The 26805-nt window shown below is 71.3% G+C and carries 26 protein-coding genes and 5 pseudogenes; 22 read left to right on the top strand and 9 right to left on the bottom strand.

Annotated features, from left to right (window positions below; translation table 11 throughout):
* Positions 1–12: 12 nt before the first annotated feature.
* Both ACIBJF_RS27950 and ACIBJF_RS27945 read right to left on the bottom strand, forming a co-directional pair.
* Positions 13–495: pseudogene (locus ACIBJF_RS27950) on the bottom strand (acyl-CoA dehydrogenase family protein); the annotation flags it as partial.
* A gap of 93 nt (positions 496–588) precedes the next feature.
* Positions 589–2301 carry a carbohydrate binding domain-containing protein gene (locus ACIBJF_RS27945; protein WP_399177762.1) on the bottom strand — a complete coding sequence of 571 codons (1713 nt, stop codon included), beginning with the start codon at positions 2299–2301 and terminating at the stop codon, positions 589–591.
* A gap of 260 nt (positions 2302–2561) precedes the next feature.
* On the opposite strand from ACIBJF_RS27945, the gene msrA reads away from it, so the two are divergent.
* On the top strand, positions 2562–3083 hold the full coding sequence (msrA, locus tag ACIBJF_RS27940; protein ID WP_399177761.1) for a peptide-methionine (S)-S-oxide reductase MsrA: 522 nt from the start codon (positions 2562–2564) through the stop codon (positions 3081–3083).
* Between the two features lie 191 nt (positions 3084–3274).
* Here the strand turns inward: msrA and ACIBJF_RS27935 are convergent, their stop codons facing one another.
* Both ACIBJF_RS27935 and ACIBJF_RS27930 read right to left on the bottom strand, forming a co-directional pair.
* Positions 3275–3544, bottom strand: a complete 270-nt coding sequence (locus ACIBJF_RS27935; protein WP_399177759.1) for a TNT domain-containing protein — start codon at positions 3542–3544, stop codon at positions 3275–3277.
* A gap of 80 nt (positions 3545–3624) precedes the next feature.
* Complete coding sequence (locus ACIBJF_RS27930; protein ID WP_399177757.1) at positions 3625–4698, bottom strand: NAD(+)/NADH kinase; 1074 nt, start codon at positions 4696–4698, stop codon at positions 3625–3627.
* Between the two features lie 609 nt (positions 4699–5307).
* Between ACIBJF_RS27930 and ACIBJF_RS27925 the strand changes: the two are divergent.
* The 7 genes and pseudogenes from ACIBJF_RS27925 to ACIBJF_RS27895 form a co-directional block, all read left to right on the top strand.
* A pseudogene (locus ACIBJF_RS27925) lies at positions 5308–5709 on the top strand (hypothetical protein); the annotation flags it as partial.
* A gap of 116 nt (positions 5710–5825) precedes the next feature.
* The gene (locus tag ACIBJF_RS27920) at positions 5826–7490 is read left to right on the top strand and encodes an IS1182 family transposase (protein ID WP_399177756.1); all 1665 of its coding nucleotides are present in this window, start codon (positions 5826–5828) and stop codon (positions 7488–7490) included.
* Between the two features lie 200 nt (positions 7491–7690).
* Positions 7691–8911 carry an RNA-guided endonuclease InsQ/TnpB family protein gene (locus ACIBJF_RS27915; RefSeq protein WP_399177754.1) on the top strand — a complete coding sequence of 407 codons (1221 nt, stop codon included), beginning with the start codon at positions 7691–7693 and terminating at the stop codon, positions 8909–8911.
* 326 nt (positions 8912–9237) lie between these two features.
* Complete coding sequence (locus ACIBJF_RS27910) at positions 9238–9561, top strand: DUF2795 domain-containing protein (protein WP_399177753.1); 324 nt, start codon at positions 9238–9240, stop codon at positions 9559–9561.
* A 102-nt stretch (positions 9562–9663) separates the two neighbouring features.
* Positions 9664–11178, top strand: a complete 1515-nt coding sequence (locus tag ACIBJF_RS27905) for a purine-cytosine permease family protein (RefSeq protein WP_399177751.1) — start codon at positions 9664–9666, stop codon at positions 11176–11178.
* A complete protein-coding gene (locus ACIBJF_RS27900) occupies positions 11175–11726 on the top strand; it encodes a cysteine hydrolase family protein (RefSeq protein ID WP_399177749.1) in 552 nt (183 codons plus the stop codon). Before ACIBJF_RS27905 ends, ACIBJF_RS27900 begins: the two co-directional genes overlap by 4 nt.
* A complete protein-coding gene (locus ACIBJF_RS27895; protein WP_399177747.1) occupies positions 11723–12430 on the top strand; it encodes a GntR family transcriptional regulator in 708 nt (235 codons plus the stop codon). Before ACIBJF_RS27900 ends, ACIBJF_RS27895 begins: the two co-directional genes overlap by 4 nt.
* An 18-nt stretch (positions 12431–12448) precedes the next feature.
* Here ACIBJF_RS27895 and ACIBJF_RS27890 read toward each other — a convergent pair.
* Positions 12449–13705, bottom strand: a pseudogene (locus ACIBJF_RS27890) (alpha-L-fucosidase).
* Positions 13706–13931: 226 nt separating this feature from the next.
* On the opposite strand from ACIBJF_RS27890, the gene ACIBJF_RS27885 reads away from it, so the two are divergent.
* From ACIBJF_RS27885 to pqqB, 3 genes are all read left to right on the top strand, one after another.
* Positions 13932–14330: an SseB family protein gene (locus tag ACIBJF_RS27885; RefSeq protein WP_351804949.1), complete on the top strand. Its 399-nt coding sequence runs from the start codon at positions 13932–13934 to the stop codon at positions 14328–14330.
* A 105-nt stretch (positions 14331–14435) separates the two neighbouring features.
* On the top strand, positions 14436–15548 hold the full coding sequence (locus ACIBJF_RS27880; protein ID WP_399177745.1) for a hypothetical protein: 1113 nt from the start codon (positions 14436–14438) through the stop codon (positions 15546–15548).
* A 66-nt stretch (positions 15549–15614) separates the two neighbouring features.
* Positions 15615–16505, top strand: coding sequence for a pyrroloquinoline quinone biosynthesis protein PqqB (gene pqqB, locus ACIBJF_RS27875; protein ID WP_399177744.1), 891 nt, complete (start codon positions 15615–15617; stop codon positions 16503–16505).
* On the opposite strand, the gene ACIBJF_RS27870 is transcribed toward pqqB, so the two are convergent.
* The 4 genes from ACIBJF_RS27870 to ACIBJF_RS27855 form a co-directional block, all read right to left on the bottom strand.
* Positions 16502–16921 (bottom strand): MarR family winged helix-turn-helix transcriptional regulator, encoded by a 420-nt coding sequence (locus ACIBJF_RS27870; protein ID WP_399177742.1) that lies wholly within the window; start codon positions 16919–16921, stop codon positions 16502–16504. The genes pqqB and ACIBJF_RS27870 overlap by 4 nt on opposite strands.
* Before the next feature lie 74 nt (positions 16922–16995).
* Entirely contained in the window at positions 16996–17346 is a 351-nt protein-coding gene (locus ACIBJF_RS27865; protein ID WP_069782639.1) for a VOC family protein, read from the bottom strand.
* 119 nt (positions 17347–17465) lie between these two features.
* Positions 17466–18086, bottom strand: a complete 621-nt coding sequence (locus ACIBJF_RS27860) for an ABC transporter permease (RefSeq protein WP_399177740.1) — start codon at positions 18084–18086, stop codon at positions 17466–17468.
* Between the two features lie 42 nt (positions 18087–18128).
* Entirely contained in the window at positions 18129–18572 is a 444-nt protein-coding gene (locus ACIBJF_RS27855; protein WP_399177813.1) for a hypothetical protein, read from the bottom strand.
* 105 nt (positions 18573–18677) lie between these two features.
* Between ACIBJF_RS27855 and ACIBJF_RS27850 the strand changes: the two are divergent.
* The 11 genes and pseudogenes from ACIBJF_RS27850 to ACIBJF_RS27800 all read left to right on the top strand — a co-directional run.
* Positions 18678–19040, top strand: a pseudogene (locus ACIBJF_RS27850) (glycosyl hydrolase 53 family protein); the annotation flags it as partial.
* A gap of 181 nt (positions 19041–19221) precedes the next feature.
* Complete coding sequence (locus ACIBJF_RS27845; RefSeq protein WP_399177738.1) at positions 19222–20442, top strand: RNA-guided endonuclease InsQ/TnpB family protein; 1221 nt, start codon at positions 19222–19224, stop codon at positions 20440–20442.
* Between the two features lie 61 nt (positions 20443–20503).
* Positions 20504–20806: pseudogene (locus tag ACIBJF_RS27840) on the top strand (glycosyl hydrolase 53 family protein); the annotation flags it as partial.
* A gap of 190 nt (positions 20807–20996) precedes the next feature.
* Positions 20997–21284: a helix-turn-helix domain-containing protein gene (locus ACIBJF_RS27835; protein WP_351804966.1), complete on the top strand. Its 288-nt coding sequence runs from the start codon at positions 20997–20999 to the stop codon at positions 21282–21284.
* A 48-nt stretch (positions 21285–21332) separates the two neighbouring features.
* Entirely contained in the window at positions 21333–22301 is a 969-nt protein-coding gene (locus ACIBJF_RS27830) for an SMP-30/gluconolactonase/LRE family protein (RefSeq protein WP_399177736.1), read from the top strand.
* Positions 22302–22368: 67 nt separating this feature from the next.
* Complete coding sequence (crcB, locus tag ACIBJF_RS27825) at positions 22369–22830, top strand: fluoride efflux transporter CrcB (RefSeq protein WP_399177734.1); 462 nt, start codon at positions 22369–22371, stop codon at positions 22828–22830.
* A complete protein-coding gene (locus tag ACIBJF_RS27820) occupies positions 22827–23207 on the top strand; it encodes a DUF190 domain-containing protein (protein ID WP_399177732.1) in 381 nt (126 codons plus the stop codon). The genes crcB (ACIBJF_RS27825) and ACIBJF_RS27820 overlap by 4 nt, the downstream gene beginning before the upstream one ends.
* Positions 23204–23578, top strand: a complete 375-nt coding sequence (crcB, locus tag ACIBJF_RS27815; RefSeq protein WP_399177731.1) for a fluoride efflux transporter CrcB — start codon at positions 23204–23206, stop codon at positions 23576–23578. The genes ACIBJF_RS27820 and crcB (ACIBJF_RS27815) overlap by 4 nt, the downstream gene beginning before the upstream one ends.
* Before the next feature lie 75 nt (positions 23579–23653).
* Positions 23654–24490 carry an undecaprenyl-diphosphate phosphatase gene (locus tag ACIBJF_RS27810; protein WP_399177729.1) on the top strand — a complete coding sequence of 279 codons (837 nt, stop codon included), beginning with the start codon at positions 23654–23656 and terminating at the stop codon, positions 24488–24490.
* 172 nt (positions 24491–24662) lie between these two features.
* Complete coding sequence (locus tag ACIBJF_RS27805; RefSeq protein ID WP_399177810.1) at positions 24663–25343, top strand: FadR/GntR family transcriptional regulator; 681 nt, start codon at positions 24663–24665, stop codon at positions 25341–25343.
* Positions 25340–26779 carry an amino acid permease gene (locus ACIBJF_RS27800; RefSeq protein WP_399177728.1) on the top strand — a complete coding sequence of 480 codons (1440 nt, stop codon included), beginning with the start codon at positions 25340–25342 and terminating at the stop codon, positions 26777–26779. The genes ACIBJF_RS27805 and ACIBJF_RS27800 overlap by 4 nt, the downstream gene beginning before the upstream one ends.
* Positions 26780–26805: the final 26 nt, after the last annotated feature.

The following is a 26805-nucleotide window of genomic DNA, read 5'->3' as shown; positions in this document are numbered from 1 at the left end:
ACCGTCGCCGGCCCGCGCCTTGCGGATCCACAGGGACAGGTCCAGTTCCTCGGTGTAGCCGAGGGCGCCGTGCACCTGTAGGGCGGAGCGTGCCGCGGCGTACGCGGCCCTCGCAGGCGGTGACCTTCGCCGCGGCGAGGTCGCGCCCGCACCCGGCGTCGGCGCGCTCCAGCGCCAAAGCGGCGGCGTGGACCAGCGGCTGGGCGAACTCCAGGGCGATCAGCGCGTCGGCCAGCCGGTGCTTGACCGCCTGGAAGGAGCCGGTGGCGACGCCGACCTGCCTGCGCTGCGCTGCGGTGGTCAGGGCCGCGACCTCGGCGGCGTGCGCGGCGGCGACGGCCGGTCCCCGGGCCGGCACGGTGCCGCCGAGTGGGCGGGCCGGCCGCCGGGCCGGCCGGGCGAGCGCTGTACGGGGCCGTGCGCCTCGGCCAGGGGCAGGGTGTCGCCCTCGACGGCGAACACCGCGTCGGCGGTGTCCGCGTCCAGGGCGTAGGGACGGTCGGGGGAGACCGGACACAGGGTCGTGTGCGGCGCACCGTCTCTGCCGGAGGAGTGCGCCGCACGCGTGAGGGAAAGGGGTGGTGGTGCCTAGCCGAGGGTGAAGTCGTCGGCGTCGACGGCGGACTGGCCGTACCAGCCGTGGACGTACACGGTGACGGTTCCGCTGCCGCCCGTCGTGAAGTTGACGGTCAGCCGGTTCCAACTCGTGCTGTTCGACCAGGTGCTGGCGGTGGCGCCGCCGCTGACCCCGATGTAGGCGTACGGGCCCTGGACCCAGCCGGTGAGCGTGTAGCTGTGGTTGGGGGACAGGGTGACGGTCTGGTCGCATTCGCCGGTGCTGCTGGAGTTCGGGGTGACCTGGAGGGCGTGGCTGCCGCTGTGGACCGGGCTGGACACCACCGAGCTGCCGCCCGTGCAGGTCCAGGGGCTCAGGGTGCCCGTTTCGAAGCCGGCGTTGGTGAGTGAGCCCCCGCCACCGCCTCCGCCTCCTCCGGTCGAGGTGACGGTCAGCGTGTAGGTCGCGCTGTGGCTGCCGCCGGCGGCGGTGCCGGTGACGGTGATCGGGTAGGTGCCCGCGGCCACGGACGAGCCGACCGTCGCCGTCAGCGTCGAGGTGCCGCCGGACGTCACGGTCGCGGGGCTGAAGGAGACGCCGACACCGGACGGCGCGCCGGAGGCCGACAGGCTGACGGATTCGGCGCTGCCGGAGGTGACGGCCGTGGCGACGGTCGCGGTCGCGGAACCGCCCTGGGCGACCGAGGCGGAGCCCGGTGACAGGGACAAGGAGAAGTCGCTCGTCGTGCCTCCGCCGCCCGAGCTGCCCTCGTACGGCACGAAAGCGTCCGTGAACGCGAGGCTGTTCTGGCTGATCTCGCTGCACGTGGGCAGCGAGTTGGCGCTTCCGCTGCACGGCTGGTCGCGGTTGACGGACCAGAAGGCGAGCCGTCCGACGCCGTTCTGCGCGGCGAAGCTCTCCACGGTCCGGGCGTCGGCCAGGGTGAACGTCGAACCGTCGTCGTTCTTGCCGATCATCGGGGTGATCCCGAGGTTGGCGTAGGTGTAGCCGGAGTCGACGGACTGCATCTGCGCTAGCGTGGCCCTGGCCGCGTCGATCGCGCCCTGGCCCATCTCGGTGCCGGTGCCGGCGTAGTAGTCCATGGCCATGATGTTGACCACGTCGATCTTGATGCCCGCGTTCTTGGCGGCCTTGAGGATGTTGACGCCGTCGTTGGTCAGGCCGCTGGTCAGCACCGGCAGGGTCATGGAGAACTGCAAGCCGGGGTTGGACGCCTTGAGATCCTTCATCGCCTGCATCTGGCGGGCGGCGGCCGCGGTGTCCGCGACGGCGGCGCCCTCGACGTCGAAGTCGAGCCGGGTGACGCCGTAGTCGTTGATGAGGGCCTGGTACCCGGCGTCGATGCTGCTCTGGGTGGAGCACGTCCAGGCCAGCGGTTCGCCGCTCGCCCCGCCGGAGGAAATGATGACGGAGGCGCCCTCGGACTTCGCCTTGGCGATCTCGGGGTCGGTGTAGGGGTCGTTGCCGATGGGGAGGGTGTCGCCCCAGATCTGGTTGCAGCCTTCGCCGAGCACGAACGCCGCGGTGTAGGCCTTGAGTTGGTGTCCGGTGATGGCGGTGTCGAGGAGTCCTTCCTGACTGTTGGACATGTCGACGTAGGGAGCCACGGAGTAGACGCTGCTCGCCGCTATCGCGGCGCTGCCGGCCGGGGCCAGGGCGACGACGGCGCCGGTGGCCGAGAGGGCGAGCGCGCAGGCGGAAGCCGCATATCTTGCCAGGTGCATGACAGTGCCCCTTCTGGGGATGCCTCGGGCGTGGAGTGGTGGGGTGGTGCCGGGATGCCGCGGGACCGAGTTGGTACATACCAAAGCGCCGGCGCGTCACCTCGTCAAGAGGACTAGACCAACTCGGTCCCTCCGGATTTCCGATGCCCGGGAGCGCGTGGGGGCCGGGAAGTTTCATCGCGCGCGGGTTGTTTAGGGTGGGTGACCGTGTAACCGGCAGGTCGGCGACCGCGCCGGGCCCGAGCTTCAGGGAGTGACCGATGACCGTGGGAACCGAGCGGGCCGTCCTGGCAGGCGGTTGTTTCTGGGGCATGCAGGATCTGATCCGCAAGCAGCCGGGCGTGGTGTCCACACGCGTCGGCTACAGCGGCGGCGACACACCGAACGCCACGTACCGCGATCACGGTGACCACGCCGAGGCCATCGAGATCCTCTTCGATCCCACCGTGACGAGCTACCGCGACGTCCTGGAGTTCTTCTTCCAGATCCACGACCCGACCACGCGGGACCGCCAGGGCAACGACATCGGCCGCAGCTACCGGTCCGCCATCTTCTACGCCGACGAGGAGCAGCGCCGCGTCGCCGAGGACACGATCGCGGACGTCGAGGCGAGCGGGCTGTGGCCGGGCAAGGTGGTCACGGAGGTGGAGCCGGTGGGCGACTTCTGGGAGGCCGAGCCCGAGCACCAGGACTACCTGGAGCGCTACCCCAACGGCTACACCTGCCACTTCCCGCGCCCGAACTGGAAGCTGCCGCGGCGAGAGTCGTCCACGACGGACTGAGCGGAGGCCAGGGGCGGGGCCCGCGGTCAGCGCCGCCCCCGCCGCGGGCGTGGACCGGTACGAGTTCGTCGGCCGCCGCGCCGGTGACGCCGCGCAGCACGAGCCTCGTGCGGACGGCGTCGCCGGTCGCGGCGGTCAGCCGCGTCTACGAGGTCATGTGACGGGGATCTCCCGCAGCTTCTGGGACTGGATCAGTTCCCCGACGGTGGTGCTGGTGTAGTATGCGTGCCCAGCCCGGGCTGGTTGAACCAGGGCCTGATCGGCCCGGCCTCGACGGTGAACGGCGCGGTGACCTCGTAGAGGTGGTAGTTGAACGGCGGGTTGGAAGCGCTGTACTCGTCCAGGTTGCGCGGCGGGATCGCGCGCTTCCTGCGAGGCGGCCCTGGCCGACGGCGCCGGCTGAGTCCGCCGTCCCGTGGCGCCGACGCCCAGGGCTGCGCGGACGCGACATCGGTTGGCATCGGCGTGAAGCCGGCAACAGGCGTGGGGCGATCACGGTGAGGCGCGCACTCGGGGCCGGCTCCCGTGTCCGTGCCGGATTTCAGGACAGCCGGCGCCCGTCCTCGGGAGCCAGGGGCAGCGCGAGGTGGGCCAGGTCGCCGGGCCGGGGTGTGGTCACCGGCCACAGGGGAGCGGCTTTGCCGTCGGCGAGCGCGGCGGGCGCGTCGGTGAGGTTCATCCGCTCGCGCAGCCGGCCGTAGAAGTCCATCGGGCCCAGCCGGACCGCCTTCAGCCGGCGTGGTGCGGCGTACACGCCGATCCAGTCCCCGGGGCTGAGTACTCCGCGCAGCTGGCCGTCGATGCTGACGGCGGCCTCTCCCGACCGGTCGAGGATCCGCAGCGCGATGGGCTCGTCAGGGGCGGCCACGACCGAGCGGTTGAACACCATGTGCGGGGCGACCGGCGTGAAGACCAGGCCCTCCGCGCGCGGCGAGACCACTGGCCCGCCGGCGGCGAAGCTGTACGCGGTGGAGCCCGTGGGCGTGGCCACCAGCAGTGCGTCGGCGGAGTAGCTGGCCAGGAGCCGGCCGGCCAGATAGACGGCGACCGACACCTGCCGGTCCCGGGCGAGCTTCTCCACGACGACGTCGTTGAGCGCGGTGACGTTCAGCGCGACGCCCCACTCACCGCCGGTCTCGCACTCCCCACGCACCCGGGGCGGCGGCAGCATCGGCCCGCGGCCGTACTTCAGCAGCGCCTCCATCTGCGAGGGGACCTCCAGCCGGCAGGACGCCCGCATGGTCAGCAGCATCCGGCTCTCCACGGTGATCCGCTCGGACCGGACCGCGTCCAGCGCCGAGCGCACCGCCGAGACGGGGACCTCGGTGAGGAAACCGACGCGGCCGAGGTCGACGCCGAGGACCAGGGCGTCGTTCTCGGCCGCCAGCCGGGCGCCGCGCAGAAAGGTGCCGTCCCCGCCGAGGGTGACGATGAGGTCGGGATCGCCCGCCGAGTCGACCTCCTCCCGGGCACTGTGCCGCGCTCCTTCCCGCCACACGTCGATGTCCGTGCATCCCACGGCGTGCTCCGCGCACCACTCGCGCACCACACCCGCGGCGGCCACGGCCTCGGCACGGCCGCCGTGCACCACCAGGCCGATACGGTTCACCGTCATACCCACCTCCAGCCGTATGCTCCCGCCCGCCATCCTCACCGCGTACCGCTCCGGCGCCGCACACGCCACGCCGCCGACACGGCCACCTGGGCAAGGCCTGCGTGGAGCGGCGAGTGCAGCCGCTCCGGCCGCCGGAGCCTCGCCGGTGTGTGCGCGGACGCCTGGGCGCGCGTGTCGGCCGAACGGCCCGCGGCAGCCCGCGTCGGTACGGCCGGCGGGATCACTCTCGGCCCGGCCGTCAGCGTCGGCGGTCTCGTAAGCCCGCTCATCGGCCGCCTTGCCGACGCCACGTCCCTGCGGACGGCCTCGCCCCGCTCGTCCTCATGCCGGTCCGGAGCCGGCTGCTCCTGCGGACCCTGCCCGAGCCCGTAACTCCGCGGTATTCGGCGGAAGTTCCTCCGGAACGGGCCGAGAAGAAGCCCGAACGAGCCGAGAAGAACGGCGAAACGCGCCCCCGCCCGACAGCCCCGCCCCGGTGACCAGCGGCGATCCCCGTCATCGTGTCCGCCGTCGTAGAGCAGGCGAAACGGCCGGGTAATGGCGCGGCGCGAACCTTCCCTGCAACGCCCCGGGCCCCACCGGGGCGGACCGCAGGAAGAGGGAGCAGCCGTGACGGAGACCGTCGACAAGCAGGCGCCGCCAGCCCCGCCGTCCTCCCCGGGCGGCCGGACGTACAACGGGTGGACCCGGAACGACACGCTGGAGGACTACTCGCTGCGCTACGCGCCCAAGTCCTTCCGCCGCTGGACGCCGTAGGTCGTGGCCACCACGGCCCTCGGCGGCATCGCCTATCTCGCGGACTTCGCGATCGGCGGCTCGATCGCCGTCTCCCACGGCTTCTCCAGCGCCATGGTGGCGATCCTGACCGCGGCGGTGGTCATCTTCCTCACCGGCATCCCGATCTCGTACTACTCGGCGAAGTACTCCATCGACATGGACCTGCTGACCCGGGGCGCCGGATTCGGGTACCTGGGCTCGACGCTGACCTCGGTGATCTACGCGGTCTTCACCGGGTTCCTCCGAGGATGCCCCGGCCTTCAGGACTCCGTTGGGAAATCCGCAAACCGACTGTCGAGTGCTGGTGGGGTTGACATGATCGTCCCGTCTGGTCGGGCAGGAGGGGCGGAATGTCGTTAGAGGCTCGGGATTACCGTGGGGTGCCAGAGCTGACCGCGCGGGTGGTGCGAGCCTCGTTTCCCAAGGGGACATTGGCGGTGCGGATCCAGGAGGCCCTCGGCCCGCTGTTCGAGGACGAATCCTTCGCCGAGGCGTTCCCGCTGCGGGGACGGCCTGCGATAGCACCGGGTGCGTTGGCGTTGGTGTCCGTGCTGCAGTACGCCGAAGGGCTCAGTGACCGACAGGCCGCCGAGCAGGTGCGGGCGCGGATGGACTGGAAGTTCTTGCTGGGCCTTGAGCTGGATGATCCTGGCTTCGACTTCTCGGTGTTGAGTGACTTCCGCTCCCGCCTGATCGAGCGCGGGCTGGAGGAGAGGATCTTGGATCTGGTCCTTTCCCGATGTTGCGAACTGGGCCTGTTGCGCTCGGGCGGCCGGCAGCGGACCGACTCCACGCATGTCCTGGCCGCGGTGCGGACGTTGAACCGGATGGAGTTTGTGGGCGAGAGTCTGCGTGCGGCTTTGGAAGCCTTGGCGGCAGCGGCACCGCAGTGGCTGGCGTCGCTGGTCGACTCTGCCTGGGTCGAGCGTTACGGCACGCGGATCGATTCTTATCGCTTTCCGAAGGGGGACAACGTCCGCAAGGAGTGGGCTGAGCAGGTCGGCCGAGACGGTTTCACCGTGCTGGAGGCCGTCTTCACTCCCGCCGCCCCGGGCTGGCTTCGGCAGATCCCCGCCGTTGAGGTCCTACGCCGGGCCTGGTTGGAGCAGTACCACCGCGACGGTGAGGGGGTGCGCTGGCGGGAGGCGAAAGACCTCCCGCCGGGCAGACGCCGGATGTCCTCGCCCTACGACCTCGACGCACGCTACGGCATGAAGCGGGGCTCGGGCTGGTGCGGCTTCAAAGCCCATCTGACCGAGACGTGCGAGCCGGATGCACCCCATATGATCACGAATGTCGAGACCACGGACGCCACCGTCGACGACGCCGAGATGACCGAGACCGTCCACCAGAACCTGGACGAACGCCGATTGGTGCCGGGCGAGCACGTAGTGGACGCCGGCTACGTCACTGCCGCCCACATCCTCACCGCACTCGACGAGCATGCGATCACGCTCCTCGGGCCGGTCGGCCTGGACACCCACCACGGCAAGCAGCACGACACCGGCCCGGACCCCTCCCAGCAGGCATTCACGATCGACTGGGACCGGCGCAAGGCGGTCTGCCCACGCGGCGCGGTCAGCATCAGCTGGTCCGACCAGGTCAAGCCCAGCGGCACCCCGATCACCCGGATCCAGTTCGCCGCCACCGACTGCCGCCCCTGCCCACTGCGCTCGGCCTGCACGCGGGCGTCCGAGAAGGGCCGCTACGGACGCAGCCTGACCCTGCTCCCGCGTGAGCAGCAAGAGATTCTGAGCCGGCGCCGACAGGAACAGCAAACCGAGGAATGGAAGAAGCGGTACGACATCCGAGCCGGTGTCGAGGGCACGATCTCGCAAGCCGTCCACCGCACCGGAATCCGCCGCACCCGCTACACAGGACTGTCCAAGACCCACCTCGGCAACGTCCTCGCCGCCACCGCGATCAACATCATCCGACTCGACGCATGGTTGACCGAAACCCCGCTCGGCGGCACCAGGACCTCACACCTGGCCCGCCTGGAACTCGCCGCGTGAACCACCAGCACTCGACAGCCAGTTTGCGGATTTCCCAACGGAGTCCTTCAGGCCGGGGATGAATCGGACTCCTGCGGAGCAGGGCAGGGATAGCCGGATCGCCGTCGGGGCGGTCCGGCGCCCCGCCCCGCACGGCGGTGATGCCGCCCACCGTGATCGAGAGCTCTCGACTGTCAGTGGTCTCGGGTAGGTTCGGATGCATGACGACGGAGGCTGGCACGAAGGACACCGGGCATGCCCGGTACACCTTCCGTGTGCGCCTGTCGGCTACCGCGCGGCGCGCACTCGAAGCGGAGTGGGCGCGCTGCCGGTGGATCTGGAATGAGTGCGTCGCGAAGTCCCGGCAGGTCCACGCGCAGGGCCGGGCGACGGGTGAGAAGTTGACCTGTGGTCCGGGGCAGTTGGACAAGATGCTGACCGAGGCCCGCGGGGTGACGCCGTGGCTGGCTGAGGGCGCGAGCGTGCCGCAGCAGCAGGTGATTCGGGACTTCGCCAGGTCGAGGGCGAAAGCGCTGAAGGACATCAAGGATCGGTTGCCGATGCACCGGCGGGCCGGGATGCCCCGCTTCAAGAAGAAGCGGGAGGCGCGGCCCAGCCTCAACTACACCAGGCGCGGTTTCCGCCTCAGGGACGGCCGCCTGCACCTTGCGGGCCGGATCGTGCTGAGGGTGGTGTGGTCGCGGGAGCTTCCGGCCGACCCGTCGAGTGTGCGGGTGTACCAGGACACGCTCGGGCACTGGTATGTGTCCTTCGTCGTTGCCGCGCGGAGTGAACCGCTCGCTCCCACGGGGCGCGTGCTCGGGGTGGACTGGGGTGTGACGGAGACCGCCACCACCACGGACGACGCCTACGATCTGCCGCATGCCGAGCACGGCAGGCGGGCCGCGCAGCGGCTGGCGAGGTATCAGCGGATGATGGCCCGGCGGCGGCGTCCGAAGGGACATCCCGCATCCGCGGGCTACCGGCAGGCGCAGGCACAGGCGGCGAAGCTGCACAAGAAGATCGCGCGGCAGCGGGAGGACACCGCCCGCAAGTGGGCCAAGCGGGTGATGCGCGGCCACGACGGGGTTGCGGTGGAGGACTTCAGGCCGAGGTTCCTGGCGAAGACCACCATGGCCCGCAAGGCGGCCGATGCCGCCATCGCCGCGACGAAGCGTGCCCTGTGCGAGATGGGCCGCAAGCACGGGCGGGACGTCCGTCTCGTGCACCCGGCGCACACCACGATGGACTGTGCCACGTGCGGAGCGAGAACCAAGCACGCACTGCCTCTGTCGATGAGAACGTATGCCTGCACCGTGTGCGGAGCGGTGTCCCCCAGGGACGAGAACTCCGCCCGCGTGATGCTGGTCCGGGCAGGTTGGAACCCGGACGGTGTCGAGGGCGTAAGACCGCCGGGGCCGCCGGCTCCGGTGGCGGCCTGAGCCGTAAATCCCCGCTCAGCCCTGGAGGGCGACGCATTCCCCTCCCTTCAGGGAGGGGAGCCTTCAAGGAATCCCCGTCAGTGCGAGGTGAGGGTGCTCCCCGGTCATGGGAGGCGGGAGGGAGGGGTACTCGGGGTCTTTGGGACCGGCACGGACGCGCGTGGGAGGCCCGATGAGTGAGAGCACCCCTTCGCAGGCCGAGGGCGAGCGGGAGCCGGGCACCGCGGAGGCCGAGCAGCCGCCGCGTACGACTTCGTCCCAGGCGGAGGGCTAGGACACCGCGGACGAGAACGCCGAGGAAGGCGACGAGGAGTGAGGGAGGCGCCATGAGCACGGCACACACCAGCGTCCCCGAGGTGCTGGCGGCGCTGAAGGACGTGTCGTACCCGGCCGACAAGGACCGCCTGGTCACGGCCGCCCGCGAGGCGGGCGCGTCGGACGAGGTCGTCAAGGCCCTGCGCGGCATCCCGGCCGAGCAGTACGGGGGTCGTGACGACGTGGCGAGGTCCGTACGGGTCGATCCGGACTCGGACATCGGCCGCACTGCGGCACAGCGCGCGGAACAGGCGCGGGAAGGCGGCAAGCCCGGCCTCTCCCAGCACCTGCGGGAGGAGCCCAAGACGCCCATCCAGGAGGAGTTCGACCGCTGAACCGCGAGGACCGCCGGGCCGTCGGCAGCCGGCGTTGACGGCCCGGTGTGCCGCTTCTAGCGTGAGCAGACACGTCTAGACAGGTGGGCAGGGGGCTCGGGGATGACGCAACCGCAGGACCCGACGGGAACAGCCGACGGCAGATCCACCGGCAGCGCGTTGCAGGTGGAGACGCACGGACTCGACGTGATCGGGGACGCCGAGCGCAAGGGAACCCCGCGGACGCTGTTCTGGCCCTGGTTCGGCGCCAATGTCTCCGTCCTCGGCCTGAGCTACGGTGCCTTCGCGTTGGGCTTCGTGATCTCCTTCTGGCAGGCCCTCGCCGCCGGCGTGCTCGGCATCGTCGTCTCGTTCCTGCTGTGCGGATTCATCGCGGTCGCCGGCAAGCGCGGCTCGGCGCCCACGATGGTGCTCAGCCGGGCGGCGTACGGAGTGCGCGGCAACCGGCTGCCGTCGGTGATCTCCTGGATGCTCACCGTCGGCTGGGAGACCGTCCTCACCGCGCTCGCCACGATGGCCACCGCGACCGTCTTCGGCCGCCTCGGCTGGGGCGGCGGCACCGATACCAAGGTGGCCGCCCTCGTGGTCGTGGCCGCGCTGACCGTCGTCGGCGGAGTCATGGGCTTCGACCTGATCATGCGGCTGCAGACGGCGATCACCGTGATCACCGGCGTCCTCACCGTCGTCTACGTCGGCCTCGTCGCCGACCACATCCACTGGAGCACGGTGAGCGCCGTCCCGCCGGGTTCCGCGCAGGAGTTCATCGGCGCGCTGGTGTTCATGATGACCGGCTTCGGCCTGGGCTGGGTGAACGCCGCCGCCGACTACTCCCGCTATCTGCCCCGGAGTTCGTCCGGCCGCGGGGTGATCGGCTGGACCACGTTCGGTGCCTCGGCGGCCCCGCTGCTCCTGCTGGTCTTCGGCCTGCTGCTGGCCGGTTCCTCGCCAGCGCTGAGCAAGGCTATCGCGGCCGACCCGATCGGCGCGCTCACCACGATCCTGCCGACCTGGTTCCTGGTGCCGTTCGCCGTGGTCGCCGTCCTCGGTCTGGTCGGCGGCGCCGTCCTCGACATCTACTCCTCGGGCCTCGCCCTGCTCTCCGCCGGCCTGTGCGTGCCCCGCTATCTGGCCGCCCTGCTCGACGGCGTCCTGATGATCGCCGGCTCGGTCTACATCGTGTTCTTCGCCGGTGACTTCCTCGGCCAGTTCATGGGCTTCCTCACCACGCTGGGCGTCCCCATCGCCGCCTGGTGCGGCATCGTCCTCGCCGACCTCGCCCTGCGCCGCCGCGACTACGACGACGGCGACCTCTACCGTCCGCACGGCCGCTACGGCGACATCCCCCTGCCGCCCCTGTTCCTCACCCTCGCCGCCACGGCCGTCGGCTGGGGCCTGGTCACCAACACTGCGGCGAGCTGGCTGACCTGGCAGGGGTATCTCCTCGGTCCGCTCGGCCTCGGGGGCAAGACCGGTGCCTGGGCGTACGCCAACCTCGGCGTCCTGGTGGCGCTGGCGCTGGCCTTCCTCTGCACCCTGCTGACGGGCCGGGGCCGGGTCCGTGCCCAGGAGGCGCAGGCGCCGAGCCCGGTGACCGACGCGGGGGTGCTCCAGCCATGACCGCCGGACACCTCGCCGTCATCGACATGCAGCGCGTCTTCGCCGACCCGGCGAGCCCGTGGGCCACCCCCCGGTACGCCGACGCGGTGGCGGGCGTACGCAGCCTGCTGCCGGCCTTCGCCGACCGCGTCACCTTCACCCGCTTCCTGGCCCCCGCGACACCGGCCGGGGCCTGGCGCGCCTACTACGACGCGTGGCCCTTCGCCCTGCAGCCCCCGGACGCCGAACTCTGGCAGCTGTCCGAGGAGTTCGCCGACCCGGCCGGCCAGGTCCTGGACGCCACCACCTTCGGCAAGTGGACCCCGGAGCTCGCCGCCCGCGTCGGCCCGGAGGGCCGCCTGGTCCTGGGCGGTGTCAGCACCGAGTGCTGCGTGCTCTCCACCGCCCTGGCCGCCGCCGACGCCGGCACCGAGGTGCTGGTGGTCGCGGACGCCTGCGCGGGCGTGGACGACGACTCCCACCTCAAGGCCCTGCAGATCATGGAGCTGTACCGGCCGCTGGTCCGGGTCACCACCGGCGACGAGCTGCTCGCCGAGGCCGGGCCGTGACCGGCGTCCCGCTCAAGCACCAGCGGATCAGCCGGATCCTCGCCCGGGAGATCCGCGACGGCAGCCGCCGAGCCGGCGAGCGGCTGCCCGGCGAACACACCCTCGCCGAGCGGTTCGGCGTCAGCCGTACGACCATCCGCGCGGCCCTCGCCGAACTGTCCGAGGAGGGCCTGATCACCACCCGCCCCGGAAAGGGCTCGTACGTCCTCTTCGACGGCCGCCCGCCGGACGACCGGTTCGGCTGGGCCCGCGCCCGGGCCGTGCGGGGGGCGGACACCGCCGTGCGGACCCTCGCCGTACGCGAGGCGCACGAGGACGCCCTCGCCACCGAACTCGGCCTGGACAAGGACGAGTTCGTGTGCGTGGAGCGGACCGGTGAACTGGTCGCGGACGGGACCGTGGTGTCGTACGAACGCCGTTTCCTGCCGCCGGTGCCGCTGATCCGCGAGCTGCCCGCCCGCGGCCTCGGCCAGGAGTCGGTCACCGAGCTGCTCGTGCGCGCGGGGCTCAGGCCCGACCACGGGGAACAGCGGGTCTCCGGGCGGCCGGTCGACGCCCGGGAGGCGGAGCTGCTGCGCCGCGCTCCGGGGGACTGGTTCCTGGAGACGCGGCGGACCAGCCGGGCGGCCGACGGCACCTTCGTCGAGCATGTCGTCGGCCTGCTCGACCCCAAGCACTTCGAACTGACCCTCACGTTCGGCTGACGCCGACGCGTTGCCGCGTCAGGAGCGCCCCGTCCCCTGGTAGAGGTCCAGCTCCCCGTCGAGCTCCACGGCGAGCACGGTGGCGTACTCGTCCACGTCCCCGCCGCCGGTGCGTCCAGCCAGGTCACCCCCGGTACCTCGTGCAGCCCGCCGGTGACGCGGTGGTCCAGCTCGGCGCCCGTCCCGAGCGCGCTCACCCGGCGCACCCGGTTGCGCAGGCCGCGTACGGAGACGGTCTCGCGCGGCGCGTCGAAGCAGAAGAGGTACAGCGTCCGCCGGTCGGCCGACAGGGTGCTCGGGCCGTAGTGATGTCCCGGCGGCAGGCCGGCCACCGTGCCGTACACGGCCTCGGCGTGCCGGCCGATCCACGCCCCGAGCCCCGCCAGGCGCTCCGCCTGCTCCGCGGTGATCGTGCCGTCCTCGCGCGGGCCCACGTCGAGCAGCAGGTTGCCGCCCGCGCCGATCGTCTCCGTGAAGTAACGCAGCAGCTGGCGCACCGACTTGTGGTTGTGGTCGCGGTGCTGGAATCCCCAGGAGTCGTTGACGGTCAGGCACAACTCCCAGGGACCGCCGGGCGCTTGGAGCGGCACGCCCTGCTCCGGGGTGGCGTAGTCGCCGTGGCTCAGCATGCGCGCGTTCAGGACCGTCTGCGGATGGCCGGCCAGGATCCGCGCGGCCAGGGCGTCAAGGCCCCACTGCTCCTCGGTGCGCTCCCACTCGCCGTCGAACCAGAGCAGATCCGGACGGAACCGGTCCACCAGCTCCCCGACCTGACCGTCCCTGTAGGCGAGGAACCGCGCCCAGGCCGCCGGATCCTCCTCGCCGGGCCGGGCATGCGCCAGCGGGTTCGGGGGATCCTCGTCGGGGGCCGGGTGCTCGCGTAGTCGGGGTGGTTCCAGTCCGAGTGGGGGTAGTAGAGGCCCACCCGCAGGCCGCGCTCGCGCAGCGCGTCGGCGTACCCGGCGATCAGGTCACGCCCCGCCGGGGTACGGCGCACCACGTTCAGATCGCCGTGGGCGCTGTCCCACAGGGCCACACCGTCGTGATGACGCGCCGTGAGCACGGCGTACCGGGCACCGGCACGGGCGAACAGGTCCGCCCAGGCACGCGGGTCGTAGCGGGACGCGGTGAAGCCGTCGAGCTGCTTCATGTACTGCTCGTGGGACACCTGTCCGGTGTAGAACGACCAGGACTCCGGGACCCCGTCCACCGGGTAGACGCCCCAGTGGACGAAGATCCCAGCTTGGCGTCGCGGAACCATGGCTGCATCGGCATACGGGCACGCTAGGACCTGTCCGGGCGGTCCCGCGCGGGTGACGGCCGATCTCGCCGGCCGGCTTTCACCCTCCCCGGCCACCACCGGGGCCTGACCGCCATCGGATCTCCCGCCGATCCTCACGCATGTCCCGCGGTCCACCGGGTACGCGAGGCGAAGCACGCCCGGGGACGCCGTTTCGCCCCTGGTGTGGCCTGTACGACCGTCGCTACCTGGGGACCTGCCATGGAGACACCCGCACACAACGACCTGCCGACGCCGGCCCAGCAGGCGCTGGACGCGCTGACCGTCAACGCCGAGGACCAGGCCGCGCTGGACGTCCTCGCCCACAGTGACGTGCTCGTCCCGGTGCCGGACGACGCGGTCGACGGGGAGGGCGCCGACGCCACGACCGTGGCCCTGCCCGTCCTGGAACAGCCCGGAGGCGACCCGGTCGTCCCCGTCTTCACCACGGAGGGCGAGATGGCCGGGCTGCTGCCGTTCGTCTCCCGCTACCGCCTCATCCCGCTCGGCGCCCTGGCCTCCCAGTGGCCCGACGAGGATCTCTCCCTGGCCATAGACGGCAGCTCCACCCACGCCCTGACCCTCACCTCACAGGGGGTGCGCACGCTGCTGGCCCGCTGACCAGGCGCCCCGAAGGGGCGCGGAGAACGGGGCGAGAGACCACGAGCGACCCGCACCCGCGCACGAAAGCGATCACCCCACCCCGTGGGCGACAAAAATAGGCCCATGGAATACATCGCCGGCGCGGCCGGGGCACTGGTCCTGGTGCTGGTCCTGACCAGCATCCTGCGCACCCTCGTGGTCCCCCGAGGCCTCTACTCCGCGCTGGTCTTCCGCCTCTGGTGGGCCCTGCGCCGGATCCTGTGGCTGACATCCGTCCGCAAGGACTACGCATCCATCGACCGCGCACAGACCTGGCTGGCCCCGCTGATGCTCATCGGCATGCTCGCCACCTGGCTCGCCGGTGCGCTGCTGGGCTTCGGCCTCCTGCTGTACTCGCTGTCCCCGCTGTCCTGGACCGCCGCGTTCCGGGAGGCGGGGTCCAGCCTGTTCACCCTCGGCTTCGCCAGCGGCGCCCGGCTGAAGCTGTCGGTCCTCGACTTCGTCGCCGCGGCCACCGGGCCGGTCCTGATCGCGCTGCAGATCGCCTACCTGCCCACCCTGTACGCCGCCTACAACCGCCGCGAACTGGAGGTCACCCTGCTCCAGGCACGGGCCGGCGAGCCCGCCTGGGGGCCGGAGATCCTCGCCCGGCAGTGGCTGGTGGACACCGAGACCGCGCTGCCGACGCTGTATCGCGCCTGGGAACGGCTCGCCTCGGACATGGGCGAGAGCCACTCGACGTACCCCATCCTGCTGACCTTCCGTTCCCCGCGCCCGCACCGCAGCTGGCTGGTCGGTCTGGTCGCGGTGATGGACGCGGCCGCGATGCAGCTGGCCCTGGACCCGCGGCTCGCCCCGCCGGAGGCCCGGCTGGTGCTGCGGGCCGGCTTCACCGCCCTGCGCGACATCGCCCGCGCGCTGCGCCTCCCCTTCGACGCCGACCCGTCGCCGGACGCGACCATCCGGCTCACCTTCGCCGAGTTCGACGCGGCCGTGGCCATGCTGGAGTCGGCCGGGTTCCGGGCCCAGCGCCCGCCGAAGGAGGCCTGGCCGCACTTCCAGGGCTGGCGGGTCAACTACGAGGCGATCGCCTACGAACTGTGCCGGCGCTGCGACGCCGTACCCGCGCTGTGGACCGGTCCCCGTGACTTCCCCGGTGGGTCGATCCCGCCCGAGCGCCCGGCGGACCGCAGGCCGGGCGAAGGACGGCCGGAACTGCCCCCCGCCGCCGGATAGTCCCCGGCCCGCGGCGGGAAGATCCAGCGAGGACAGGTCCGGACGCGTGTGAAGGAGCGGATGGTCGTGAGGGTCGTCGTGCTGGGCACCGCCGCCGGTGGCGGTTTCCCGCAGTGGAACTGCGCGTGCTCACCGTGTACGGCGGCACGGGACGGCAAGCTGCCCTCCCGCACCCAGGAGTGCGCCGCCGTCACCGGCAACGGCCGCGACTGGTGGCTGCTGAACGCCTCGCCCGATCTGCGCACCCAGCTCGCCGCCACACCGGCGCTGTGGCCGGGACCCGGCCCCCGGGACACCCCGCTGCGTGGCGTCCTGCTCACCGACGCCGAGGCCGACCACGTCACCGGCCTCGCCGAACTGCGCGGGGCCGCGGGCCTGAAGGTGTACGCCACCTCGCCGGTCCGCTCCGTGCTGGCGCCCGCCCGGGCCGCCCTGGACCGCTACGCGCCCTGGGAGTGGGCCGACAGCCTGGCCGACGGCGGGTTCGTGCTGGCCGGCGGGCTGGTGGTCACGGCCCATCCGCTGGGCGCGAAGATCCCGAAGTACGTGCCGGCCCAGCCGCCGGGACCGGCCGGCCCGTGGGTGACGGCGTACCGCGTCGAGGACCTGGCCAGTGGGGGAGTGCTGGTGTACGCGCCCTGTGTGGGCGGCTGGAGCCCAGAGCTGGACGAGCTGTGCGCCGAGGCCGACTGCGTGCTGCTGGACGGCACCTTCTACGCGGCCGACGAGATGGGCACGACGATACGGTCCGGGGCCGGGCAGGCCGCCATGGGGCACCTGCCGGTCACCGGCCCGGAGGGCACCCTCGCCGCCCTGGCCCGGCATCCCGGCGCCCGCCGGATCTACACCCACCTCAACAACACGAACCCGCTGCTCGACCCCGCCTCACCGGCACGCGCGCGTGTCGCCGAAGTGGGCGTCGAGGTGCTGGCCGACGGGACCGAGCTGGTGCTCTAGTGATCCCGCCCGCTGCTCCAGCGCTCCTGCCCGGTCAGCATGCGCTCCAGCACCGCGCGCTGCAGCGGCAGCACCTCGGCGTGCAGGGCGCGGCCCTTGGGAGTGAGCGCCACCCACACCCCGCGCCGGTCCTCCGCGCACACCGAGCGCTCCACCAGCCCGTCCTTCTCCAGCCGGCCGATCAGCCGGGACAGCGCGCTCTGGCTGAGATGAACCCGGCCGACCAGGTTCTGCACCCGGCACTGGTCGCCCTGCGCGGGCGACTCGGCCGCCAGGATGTCCAGCACCTCGAAGTCGCTGGCGCCCAGCCCGTGCGGGTGCAGGGCCCGGTCGATCTCGCACATCGTGCGCGCGTGCACGGCGAGTATGTCCCGCCACCGTTCCTCGAGCCGGGCGTCGGCCGTCTTGACTGCCATACCCGCACCGTAGCACCGATCCGGCCGATCGTTGACTGTGCAACTAGTGCGGGTGCAAGCGGAGGGTGGGGTGCTCAGGCGGCCGGGTCCTGGAGGAGGCCGATCAGGTTGCCGTCGGGGTCCTTCACCGACGCGATCAGCCTGCCGTTGCCGACGTCGCGCACGTCCTGGACCACCTCGGCGCCCGCCGCCAGCAGGGCCGCGAGGCGCTCCCGGAGATCGGTGACGTGCCAGAACGGCACCGGCCCGGTCAGGCCCTGGGCATGCCCGTTCGGGTCGAGGCCGACGTCCTGTCCCTCGGCCTTGAAACCGACGTAGTAGGGCTGGTCCGCGTACGGCTCGACACCCAGCAGAGCGGTGAACAGGGCCTTGGCGCGGTCCTTGTCCTTGACGGGGTAGATGATCGTCTGCACGCCGGCGGTCATGGGACTCTCCTTCTGAGGCGCGTGGCCCGACGGGTTTTCCGCCGGTGCACCTCACGCTAGAGCGGGGGAGCCCGCCGCGGCTTCTTCGATCCTGACCGGTTGCGGGTCCCCCCGGTGGATCACTCGTTGTGCAGCACCTCCGCCACGGTGAGCCGGGCGGCGCGCCGGGCGGGGACGAGAGCGCCCAGCACGGCGATCACCAGACCCGCCAGTGCCACTTCGGCCAGCTTCGGCGCGTGCCAGACGTCCGTCATGTACGACGGCAGGGTGATGTCGATCCCCGCCGCCATCCGGGGGACGACCACCTCGTAGGCGGCGATGCCCAGCGGGACGCCCAGCACCGACCCGATCACGCCGAGCACGGCCATCGACGTCACCGTCATCACCGTCACCTGGCGCGGGGTCATGCCGATCGACTTGAGCATGCCGAGGTCGCGACGCCGGTCGTGGGTGTTGAGCACGACCGTGTTGAACACGCCGAGGGAGGCGACCAGGGCCAGCAGCAGGGTGAGGGCGGTCGCCGAGTCGATGATGGTCCGGGCGCCGCTGCTCGGGCCGGTCAGCTGGGTGCTGAGGCCCTTGTCGACGGCTCGGGCGGCGCGAGCGTACGCGGTCCCGTCCCCGCCCTCGCGCAGTTTGACGTGATAGGCGACCGCCTTTCCGCCCGGCCCCAGTGCGGTGAACGTCGACCAGGCGCCGACGACCACCCTGTCGTTCTGCTGCATCAGCTCGCCGACCACGGTGACCTCCTCCTCGCGGCCGCTCTTGCGCAGCCGGAGGGGTCACCGATGCGCACCCCGTTGCGGCGCAGGAAGGCCGAGCCGACCACGACCTCTCCCGGACGGTGCATCCAGTGCCCCCCGGACGAGCACGTCGTCCAGGGGCAGGTCCGGCCCGCGCCTGCCCTCGAAGACGATCCTCTGTGCGGAACCCTCGAGCCGCGCGTCCTCGTCCGCCCGGGCCGTCACCCGTGCCGCGCCCGGCAAAGAGCCCAGCAGCGACTGGAGTTCGCGGTCGCCGTGGACCGGCAGCACCTGTTTGCCATCGACGTAGCCGCCTGCGTACACCGTGACGTCGTACGCACCTTTGCCGCCGTCTTCGAAGAGGGTCATCGTCGTCGCCAGCCCCGTCGCGAACGTCACCGTGGTCACCCCCAGGACCACCGCGGCCAGTGTGAGCGCGCTGCGTGCGGGCCGGGCGAACGGCAGCCCCGCCCCGAGGCTCACCGACCGCGGCAACCGCAGCCCCGCGAGCCGTCGCTGGATGCCGAGCGCCCGCCCGGCACGCGGTGCGCTGCCCGCGCTGATCGCTCGCGCCGCCGACAGCCGCTGGCTCAGGGCACCACCGCCGACATGGTCCAGATCGGCAACGAGATCAACGGCGGCATCCTGTGGTCCGAAGGCTCGACGGACAACTGGAGCCGGCTGGCCGGTCTGCTCAACTCCGGCTACGACGCGGCCAAGGCCGTCAGCTCCTCCACGGTCGTCGCGCTGCACCTGGCCAAGGGCGGGGACAAGTCCGGCACCGAGTGGTGGTTCGACAACGCGGTCGCCAACGGGGTGAAGTTCGACGCGATCGGCCTGTCGTACTACGGCTACTGGCACGGCCCGCTCTCCGACTTCCAGACCACCCTGGACGAGGCGGTCTCCCGCTACGGCAAGCCGGCGTTCGTCGCCGAGACGGCCTACCCGTTCACCGGGTTCCTCCGAGGATGCCCCGGCCGTCAGGCCGGGGAGGAATCGGACTCCTGCGGAGCAGGGCAGGGATAGCCGGATCGCCGTCAGGGCGATCCGGCGTCCACCCCGCACGGCGGTGATGTCGCCCACCATGATCAAGAGCTCTCAACTGTCAGTGCTCTCGGGTAGGTTCGGATGTATGACGACAGAGGCGACCACGAAGGACGCCGGGCATGCCCGGTACACCTTCCGTGTGCGCCTGTCGGCTGCCGCGCGGCGGGCATTGGAAGCGGAGTGGGATCGCTGCCGCTGGATCTGGAATGAGTGCGTCGCGAAGTCCCAGCAGGTGCACGCGCAGGGCCGGGCGACGGGCGAGAAGCTGACGTGTGGTCCGGGGCAGTTGGACAGGATGCTGACCGAGGCACGCGGGGTGACGCCGTGGCTGGCTGAGGGCGCGAGCGTGCCTCAGCAGCAGGTGATACGCGACTTTGCCAAGTCCCGTGCGAAGGCCTTGAAGGACATCGAGAACCGGTTGCCGCAGCAGCGCCGGGCCGGGATGCCCAGGTGGAAGAAGAAGCGGGAGGCGCGGCCCAGCCTCAACTACACCAGGCGCGGTTTCCGCCTTAAGGACGGCCGCCTGCACCTGGCGGGCCGGATCGTGCTGAGGGTGGTGTGGTCACGGGAGCTGCCCGCCGGCCCGTCGAGTGTGCGGGTGTACCAGGACGGCCTCGGGCACTGGTATGCGTCCTTCGTCGTCCCGGCTCAGGTTGAGCCGCTCTGTGAGAGCGGCCGCGTCCTGGGCGTGGACTGGGGGGTGAAGGAGACCGCCACCACCACCGACGACGCCTACGATCTGCCGCATGCCGAGCACGGCAGGCGGGCCGCGCAGCGGCTGGCGAGGTACCGGCGGATGATGGCCCGGCGCCGGCCTTCGAAGGGACAGCCCGCATCCGCGGGCTACCGGAAGGCGCAGGCACAGGCGGCGAAGCTGCACAAGAAGATCGCGCGGCAGCGCGAGGGCACCGCCCGCAAGTGGGCCAAGTCCGTGGTGCGCGGCCATGACGGGGTTGCGGTGGAGGACTTTCGGCCGAGGTTCCTGGCGAAGACGACCATGGCCCGCAAGGCGGCCGATGCCGCCATCGCCGCGACGAAGCGTGCCCTGTGCGAGATGGGCCGCAAGCACGGGCGGGAGGTCCGTCTCGTGCACCCGGCGCACACCACGATGGACTGTGCCACGTGCGGAGCGAGAACCAAGCACGCACTGCCTCTGTCGATGAGAACGTATACCTGCACCGTGTGTGGAGCGGTGTCCCCCAGGGACGAGAACTCCGCCCGCGTGATGCTGGTCCGGGCAGGTTGGAACCCGGACGGTGTCGAGGGCGTAAGACCACCCGAGCCGCCGGCTCCGGCGGCGGCCTGAGCCGTAAATCCCCACTCAGCCCTGGAGGGCGACGCATCCCCTCCCCCCAGGGAGGGGAGCCTTCAACCTGGCCCAGGACGACGCCCTGGAGAACCAGATCGACACCACAGGCGAGCTGGTCTCCGGCTACCCGGCGACCGTGGCCGGCCAGACCAAGTGGATGAACGACGTGGCGAGCATCGTGGAGGCCGTACCGAACCACCGCGGTCTCGGCGTCTTCTACTGGGAGGCGACCTGGACCGCCGTCCCCGGCAACGGCTGGGACCCGGCCGACGCAGCCTCCGGCAACGGCTGGGAGAACCAGGCCCTGTTCGGCTACGACGACAAGGCGCTCTCCTCCATGACGTGGTTCAGCCACCGCTGAACCACCGGTGACGGGCCCGGCCGTAAGGGGCGGCCGGGCCTTCGCCGATTTTCCGGGGTCATATGCCCCCTCCTCAGTCGTACGGCCGTTCGGTACCGGACAACGACCGCCGAGTCCGGGACGCGGCGGAGTCGGCCGCGCGACAGTGGGAACACTGCGTAACGAGCAGGTCGGGGACGGAGGCGGACGGATGATGGGAACTCCCTCGGGCCGGATGCGGCAGACGATTCTGGATTGGCTCAAGGAGCCCGCGGCCCACTTCCCGGCGCCCCGTCGCCGCGACCTCGCCGAGAGGGGAGTCACCGCGCGGGCCGTGGCCGCCAAGCTGGGCGTGCCCCGCCGGACCGCCGTCGCCCACCTGGACTTCCTCACCCGCCTCGGCCTGCTGCGCACTCGCCGCAGCTGCCGGGGCACGTGCTACCGGCGCGACGAGATCCGCATCGCGGAGGTGGCCCGGGTTTTCGAGAAGGGGTGGTGAGGGGACGAAAGACTCGGAATGGGCCGACCGACCGCGAAGGGCACGCGCATGGACCGACCCACGGAACTCCTCCCGCTCCACTACCTCTCGCTGGGCGCCCGTGGCCCCGAGGACGTGGTGGCCGACGCGGACGGCCGCGTGCTGACCGGAGTGGAGGACGGCCGGATCCTGCGCGTCCACGGTCTCGGCGACCCGCGCACGTCCCGTGTGGAGGTGTTGGCGGACACCGGCGGCCGTCCTCTCGGGCTCGAACCGCTCCCGGACGGCGGCCTGTTGGTGTGCGACGCGGAACGCGGACTGCTGCGCGTCGACCCCGCGGACGGCGCCACCGGCACCGTCCAGGTTCTCGCGGACTCGGCGGCGGGGGAGCGGCTCCGCTTCTGCAGCAATGTCGTCGCCCTGCCGGACGGCAGCGTGTACTTCACCGTCTCCAGCCGCCGCTACCCACTGGAGCAGTGGATCGGCGACATCGCCGAACACACCGGAACCGGACGGCTGCTGCGCCTTCCGCCCGCGGGCGGTGAGCCCGAAGTCCTCCTGGACGGGCTGCAGTTCGCCAACGGCCTGGCGGCCGGTGCCGACGGCTCCTTCCTGGTGATCGCCGAGACCGGCGCCTGCCGCCTCACCCGCTACCACCTCACCGGTCCGCGCGCCGGCCACGCCGATCCCTTCGCCACGCTGCCTGGCATGCCGGACAACCTCTGGCGCGAGGGCCCCGACGGCCCGCTCTGGGTTGCGCTCGCCAGTCCCCGGGTCCCGCCGCTGGAGCTGCTGCACCGCACCCCGCCCGCCGTGCGCGCCGCCGCCGCCCGGGCCGCCGTGCACGCGCCGTACCGTCCGAGCGGGACGATCGGGGTGATGGCGCTCGACGACACCGGACGAACCGTCCGGCACCTCACCCGCCGCCGCTCCGGATTCCGCATGGTCACCAGCGTCTGCGTGAGCGGGGACCACCTCGTCCTCGGCAGCCTGTGGGAGCCCGGCGTCGCGGTCTGCGCGCGGACCGCGGCCCGCTGACACGGCGGTACGCTGGTGCCCGGCCGTGATCACCCGTCGGGGCAGGCCGTACAGGAGACGCAACCGCATGACAGCCCCGGAAGCCCAGAGCCTCCGTGCCCGTCCCACCCCACGGCGGCGGTCCGAGTGGCGTGCCCAGATGCCCGTCGTCGCGGTGGTCGCCTTCGGCGGGGCCCTCGGCGCGTGTGCCCGCTACGGCCTCGCCCTCGCCTGGCCCACGCCGCCGGGCGGCTTCCCCTGGGCGACGTTCCTGACCAACGTCGTCGGCTGCGCGGTGATCGGTGTCTTCATGGTCCTCATTACCGACGTGTGGGCCGCCCACCGCCTCGTACGCCCCTTCTTCGGCACCGGCGTGCTCGGCGGCTTCACCACCTTCTCCACCTACGCCGTCGACATCCGCAAGCTGGTCGACGCCGGCCGCCCGGGCCTCGGGCTCGGCTATCTCGCCGCGACGCTGTGCGCGGCCCTCGCCGCGGTGTGGCTCGCCTCTGTCGCCGCCCGCCGGGTGCTGATCGGGAGGAAGCGATGACGTCACTCACCGGCCCGGCCCTCAGGCTGACCGTCTACATCGGCGAGGACGACACCTGGCGCCACAAGCCCCTCTACTCCGAGATCGTGCACCGCGCGCACGCGGCCGGACTCGCCGGGGCGAGCGTCTTCCGGGGGATCGAGGGCTTCGGCGCCTCCTCCCGCATCCACACCTCCCGCCTGCTGTCCCTGAGCGAGGACCTGCCCGTGGCGGTTGTCGTCGTGGACACCGAGGAGCGGGTACGGGCGTTCCTGCCGCAGCTCGACGAACTCGTCGACGAGGGGCTCGTGACCCTGGAGGAGTGCGAGGTCGTCCGGTACGTGGGGCGCGCCGGCGACCCCGAGGGCACGGATCCGAAGGGTAAGAAGTCGTTGTGAACTGGCTGCTCGTCATCGCGGGAGCCGTGGTGGGCGCACCGCTGCGCTATCTCACCGACCGTGCCGTGCAGGCCCGCCACGACTCGGTGTTCCCCTGGGGGACCTTCGCGGTGAACGTCACGGGCTCGCTGATCCTCGGGCTGCTCACGGGCGCCTTCTCCGCCGGGGCGGCCGGGCCCCATCTGCAGCTGCTGGTGGGCACCGGGTTCTGCGGAGCGCTGACGACGTACTCGACCTTCTCCTACGAGACCCTGCGGCTGACCGAGGCCGGTTCCGGCCTCTACGCTGCCGCCAACGTCGTGGCGAGCGTGGTGGCGGGGCTCGCCGCCGCGTTCGCGGGTGTCTCGATCGCCGGCGCCCTGTGGGCCTAGGCGCTTGCCAGAGCGCCGGGCGCAGCAAGTACTGTCTACAGCAATGTCGACCAACTCTCCTCAGAACTGGATCCCATGAGCGCCATCTCCGTCGGTCAGGCCGTCGTCCTCGGAGTAGTCGAGGGGGTGACCGAGTTCCTCCCGGTGTCCTCCACCGGTCATCTGAAGATCGCCGAGGGGCTCATGAGCATCCCCGTCGACGACAAGTCCGTCGTCGGTTTCTCCGCCGTCATCCAGGTCGGCGCCATCGCCGCCGTGCTCGTGTACTTCTTCAAGGACATCAAGCGGATCGTCTCCGCCTGGTTCCGCGGTCTGACCAACCGCGAGGAGCGCTACCACCACGACTACAAGTTCGCCTGGTGGGTGATCGCCGCCACCATCCCGATCGTCGTGGTCGGCCTTGCCGCCAAGAAGCTCGTCGAGGGGCCGCTGGGGTCGCTGTGGGTGGTGGCGGGCTCGCTGATCGTCGGCTCGGGTGTGATGTGGGCCGCAGACCAGATGGGCCGGCACAAGCGCGGCGAGGACGACACCTCGTTCAAGGACGCGATGTGGGTCGGCTGCTCCCAGATCCTCGCCCTGCTCTTCCCCGGCTTCTCCCGCTCCGGCGCCACCATGTCCACGGCGCTCATCCTGGACCTCGACCGCGTCGCTGCCACCCGGCTCTCCTTCTTCCTCGGCATCCCGGCCCTGACCGGCGCCGGTGTCTACGAGCTCAAGGACGCCCTCGGCGCGGGTGTGGGCGCGGCGCCGCTGGCCGTCGGCACGATCGTGTCGTTCGTGGTCGCCTACGCCTCCATCGCCTGGCTGCTGAAGTTCGTCGCCAAGCACTCCTTCAACGCCTTCGTGATCTACCGGATCGTCATCGGCGTGGGCCTGCTCGGCCTGCTCGGCGCGGGCGTGCTCAACGCCTGACCGAACCCTCCTGATCACCCACGGGGTGCGGATGCCTGCATTCAGGCGCCGCGCCCCGTGAATGTTTTCTTACGGAACGCCTTGACAGTCCTGGCGCGCAACCCGCAGGATCGCTCCCGTGAACCTGTCAGACAGCCAGACAGGTGGTCTGGGTCCCCGGCGTGTGAGCGCCATGGAAGCGGTCCTCGCCCACCTCCGCGGCGCCATCGAGCGCGGCGAGTACGCCATAGGCGACAAGCTCCCCTCCGAGGCCGAGCTGTGCCGCACCCTCGAGGTGTCCCGGCCCGTGCTGCGCGAGGCGCTGCGCGCGCTGCAGACGATGGGCCTCACGGTCTCCCGGACCGGCAAGGGCACCTTCGTCGTCGCGAACGCCGTGGAGGACCCCACGTTCGGCGACTACGCGGCCAGCGACCTGCTGGAAGTGCGCCGGCACATCGAGATCCCCGTCGCCGGCTACGCGGCCGTGCGGCGCACCCCGGAGAACCTGGACCACCTGGCCCATCTGCTCGACCGCATGGAGCGGGAGACGGACACCACGGCCTGGGTCGCGATGGACACCCTCTTCCACCTCGCGATCGCCGAGGCCGCCCAGAACCCGGTCTTCCGCCGGGTCATCGAGGAGATCCGCGACGCACTGGCGCGTCAGTCGGCCTTCCTCAACGAGCTGGGCGGCCGCCGCGAGCAGTCCAACCGCGAGCACCGGGCCATCGTCGAGGCGCTGATCGACGGTTCCGAACACGACGCGGTGGAGGCCATGAGCCACCACCTGGACCGCGTCGAGACGACCCTCACCGACATCGTGCGTCCCCAGCGGACGGACGATCTCCCCACGGAAGGCGGACCCGAGGCGTGAGCGAGCAGCACCTCAAAGACGAGACGCGCCCCTCGTCCGGCCATGTCGACGCCGGAGACGCCGGCTACAGCAAAGGCCTGAAGCACCGGCACGTCAACATGATCGCCATCGGCGGAGCCATCGGCACCGGCCTGTTCCTCGGCGCGGGCGGCAGGCTCGCCGACGCCGGGCCGTCCCTGTTCATCGCCTACGCCGTCTGCGGCGTCTTCGCCTTCATGGTCGTACGCGCCCTCGGCGAACTCGTCCTGTACCGCCCGTCCTCCGGCGCCTTCGTGTCGTACGCCCGGGAGTTCCTGGGTGAGAAGGGCGCCTACACCGCGGGCTGGATGTACTTCCTGAACTGGGCGACCACCGGCATCGCCGACATCACCGCGGTCGCCACCTACACCCACTACTGGGGCATGTTCTCCGACATCCCGCAGTGGGTGATCGCGCTCATAGCCCTGGCCGTCGTCCTCACCGTGAACCTGATCTCGGTGAAGATCTTCGGCGAACTGGAGTTCTGGTTCGCGATCGTCAAGGTCGGCGCACTCGTCGTCTTCATGTGCATCGGCATCTTCCTGCTGGTCACCCAGCACCCGGTCGTCGGCCACCACCCCGGCCCGTCCCTGATCACGGACAACGGCGGCATCTTCCCCAACGGCCTGCTGCCGATGCTGCTGATCATCCAGGGTGTCGTCTTCGCCTACGCCTCCGTCGAGCTGGTCGGGGTGGCCGCCGGTGAGACCGAGAGCCCCGAGAAGATCATGCCGAAGGCGATCAACTCGATCATGTGGCGCGTGGGCCTGTTCTACGTCGGCTCCGTCGTCCTGCTGTCCATGCTGATGCCCTGGAACGCCTACAGCGCCGGCGAGAGCCCCTTCGTGACCGTCCTGTCGCACATCGGCATCCCCGCGGCCGGCGACGTGATGAACCTGGTCGTGCTCACCGCCGCCATGTCCTCGCTGAACTCCGGCCTGTACTCCACCGGCCGCATCCTGCGCTCCATGGCCATGAGCGGGTCGGCGCCGAAGTTCACCGCGCGGATGAGCCGCAGCCAGGTGCCGTACGGCGGAATCCTGCTCACCAGCGGTATCTGTGTCCTCGGCGTGGGCCTCAACTACGTCGTCCCCGCCGACGCGTTCGAGATCGTTCTCAACTTCGCGGCGATCGGCATCCTCGCGACCTGGGGCATGATCATGCTGTGTCACCTGCTCTTCTGGCAGAAGACCCGGAAGGGTGAACTGATGCGGCCGTCGTACCGGCTGCCGGGCTCTCCCTGGACCGAAGTCGTGACGCTGGCGTTCCTCGCCTCCGTCCTGGTCCTCATGTACGCCGACGGCGGCGCCGGACGCACCACCGTGCTCTGTCTGCCGCTGATCGTCGCAACCCTGGTCGCGGGCTGGTACGGCATCCGCAGCCGGATATCCCGCACGTCCACCGGCGCCGACGCGTGACCCGCGTACCGGCCGACCCCGACCCA

It is taken from the genome of Streptomyces sp. NPDC050743 (genome assembly GCF_044456925.1).
Classification (GTDB): domain Bacteria; phylum Actinomycetota; class Actinomycetes; order Streptomycetales; family Streptomycetaceae; genus Streptomyces.
Note: the sequence above shows the minus strand (reverse complement) of the source record. Positions and strands in the feature narration are given on the sequence as shown.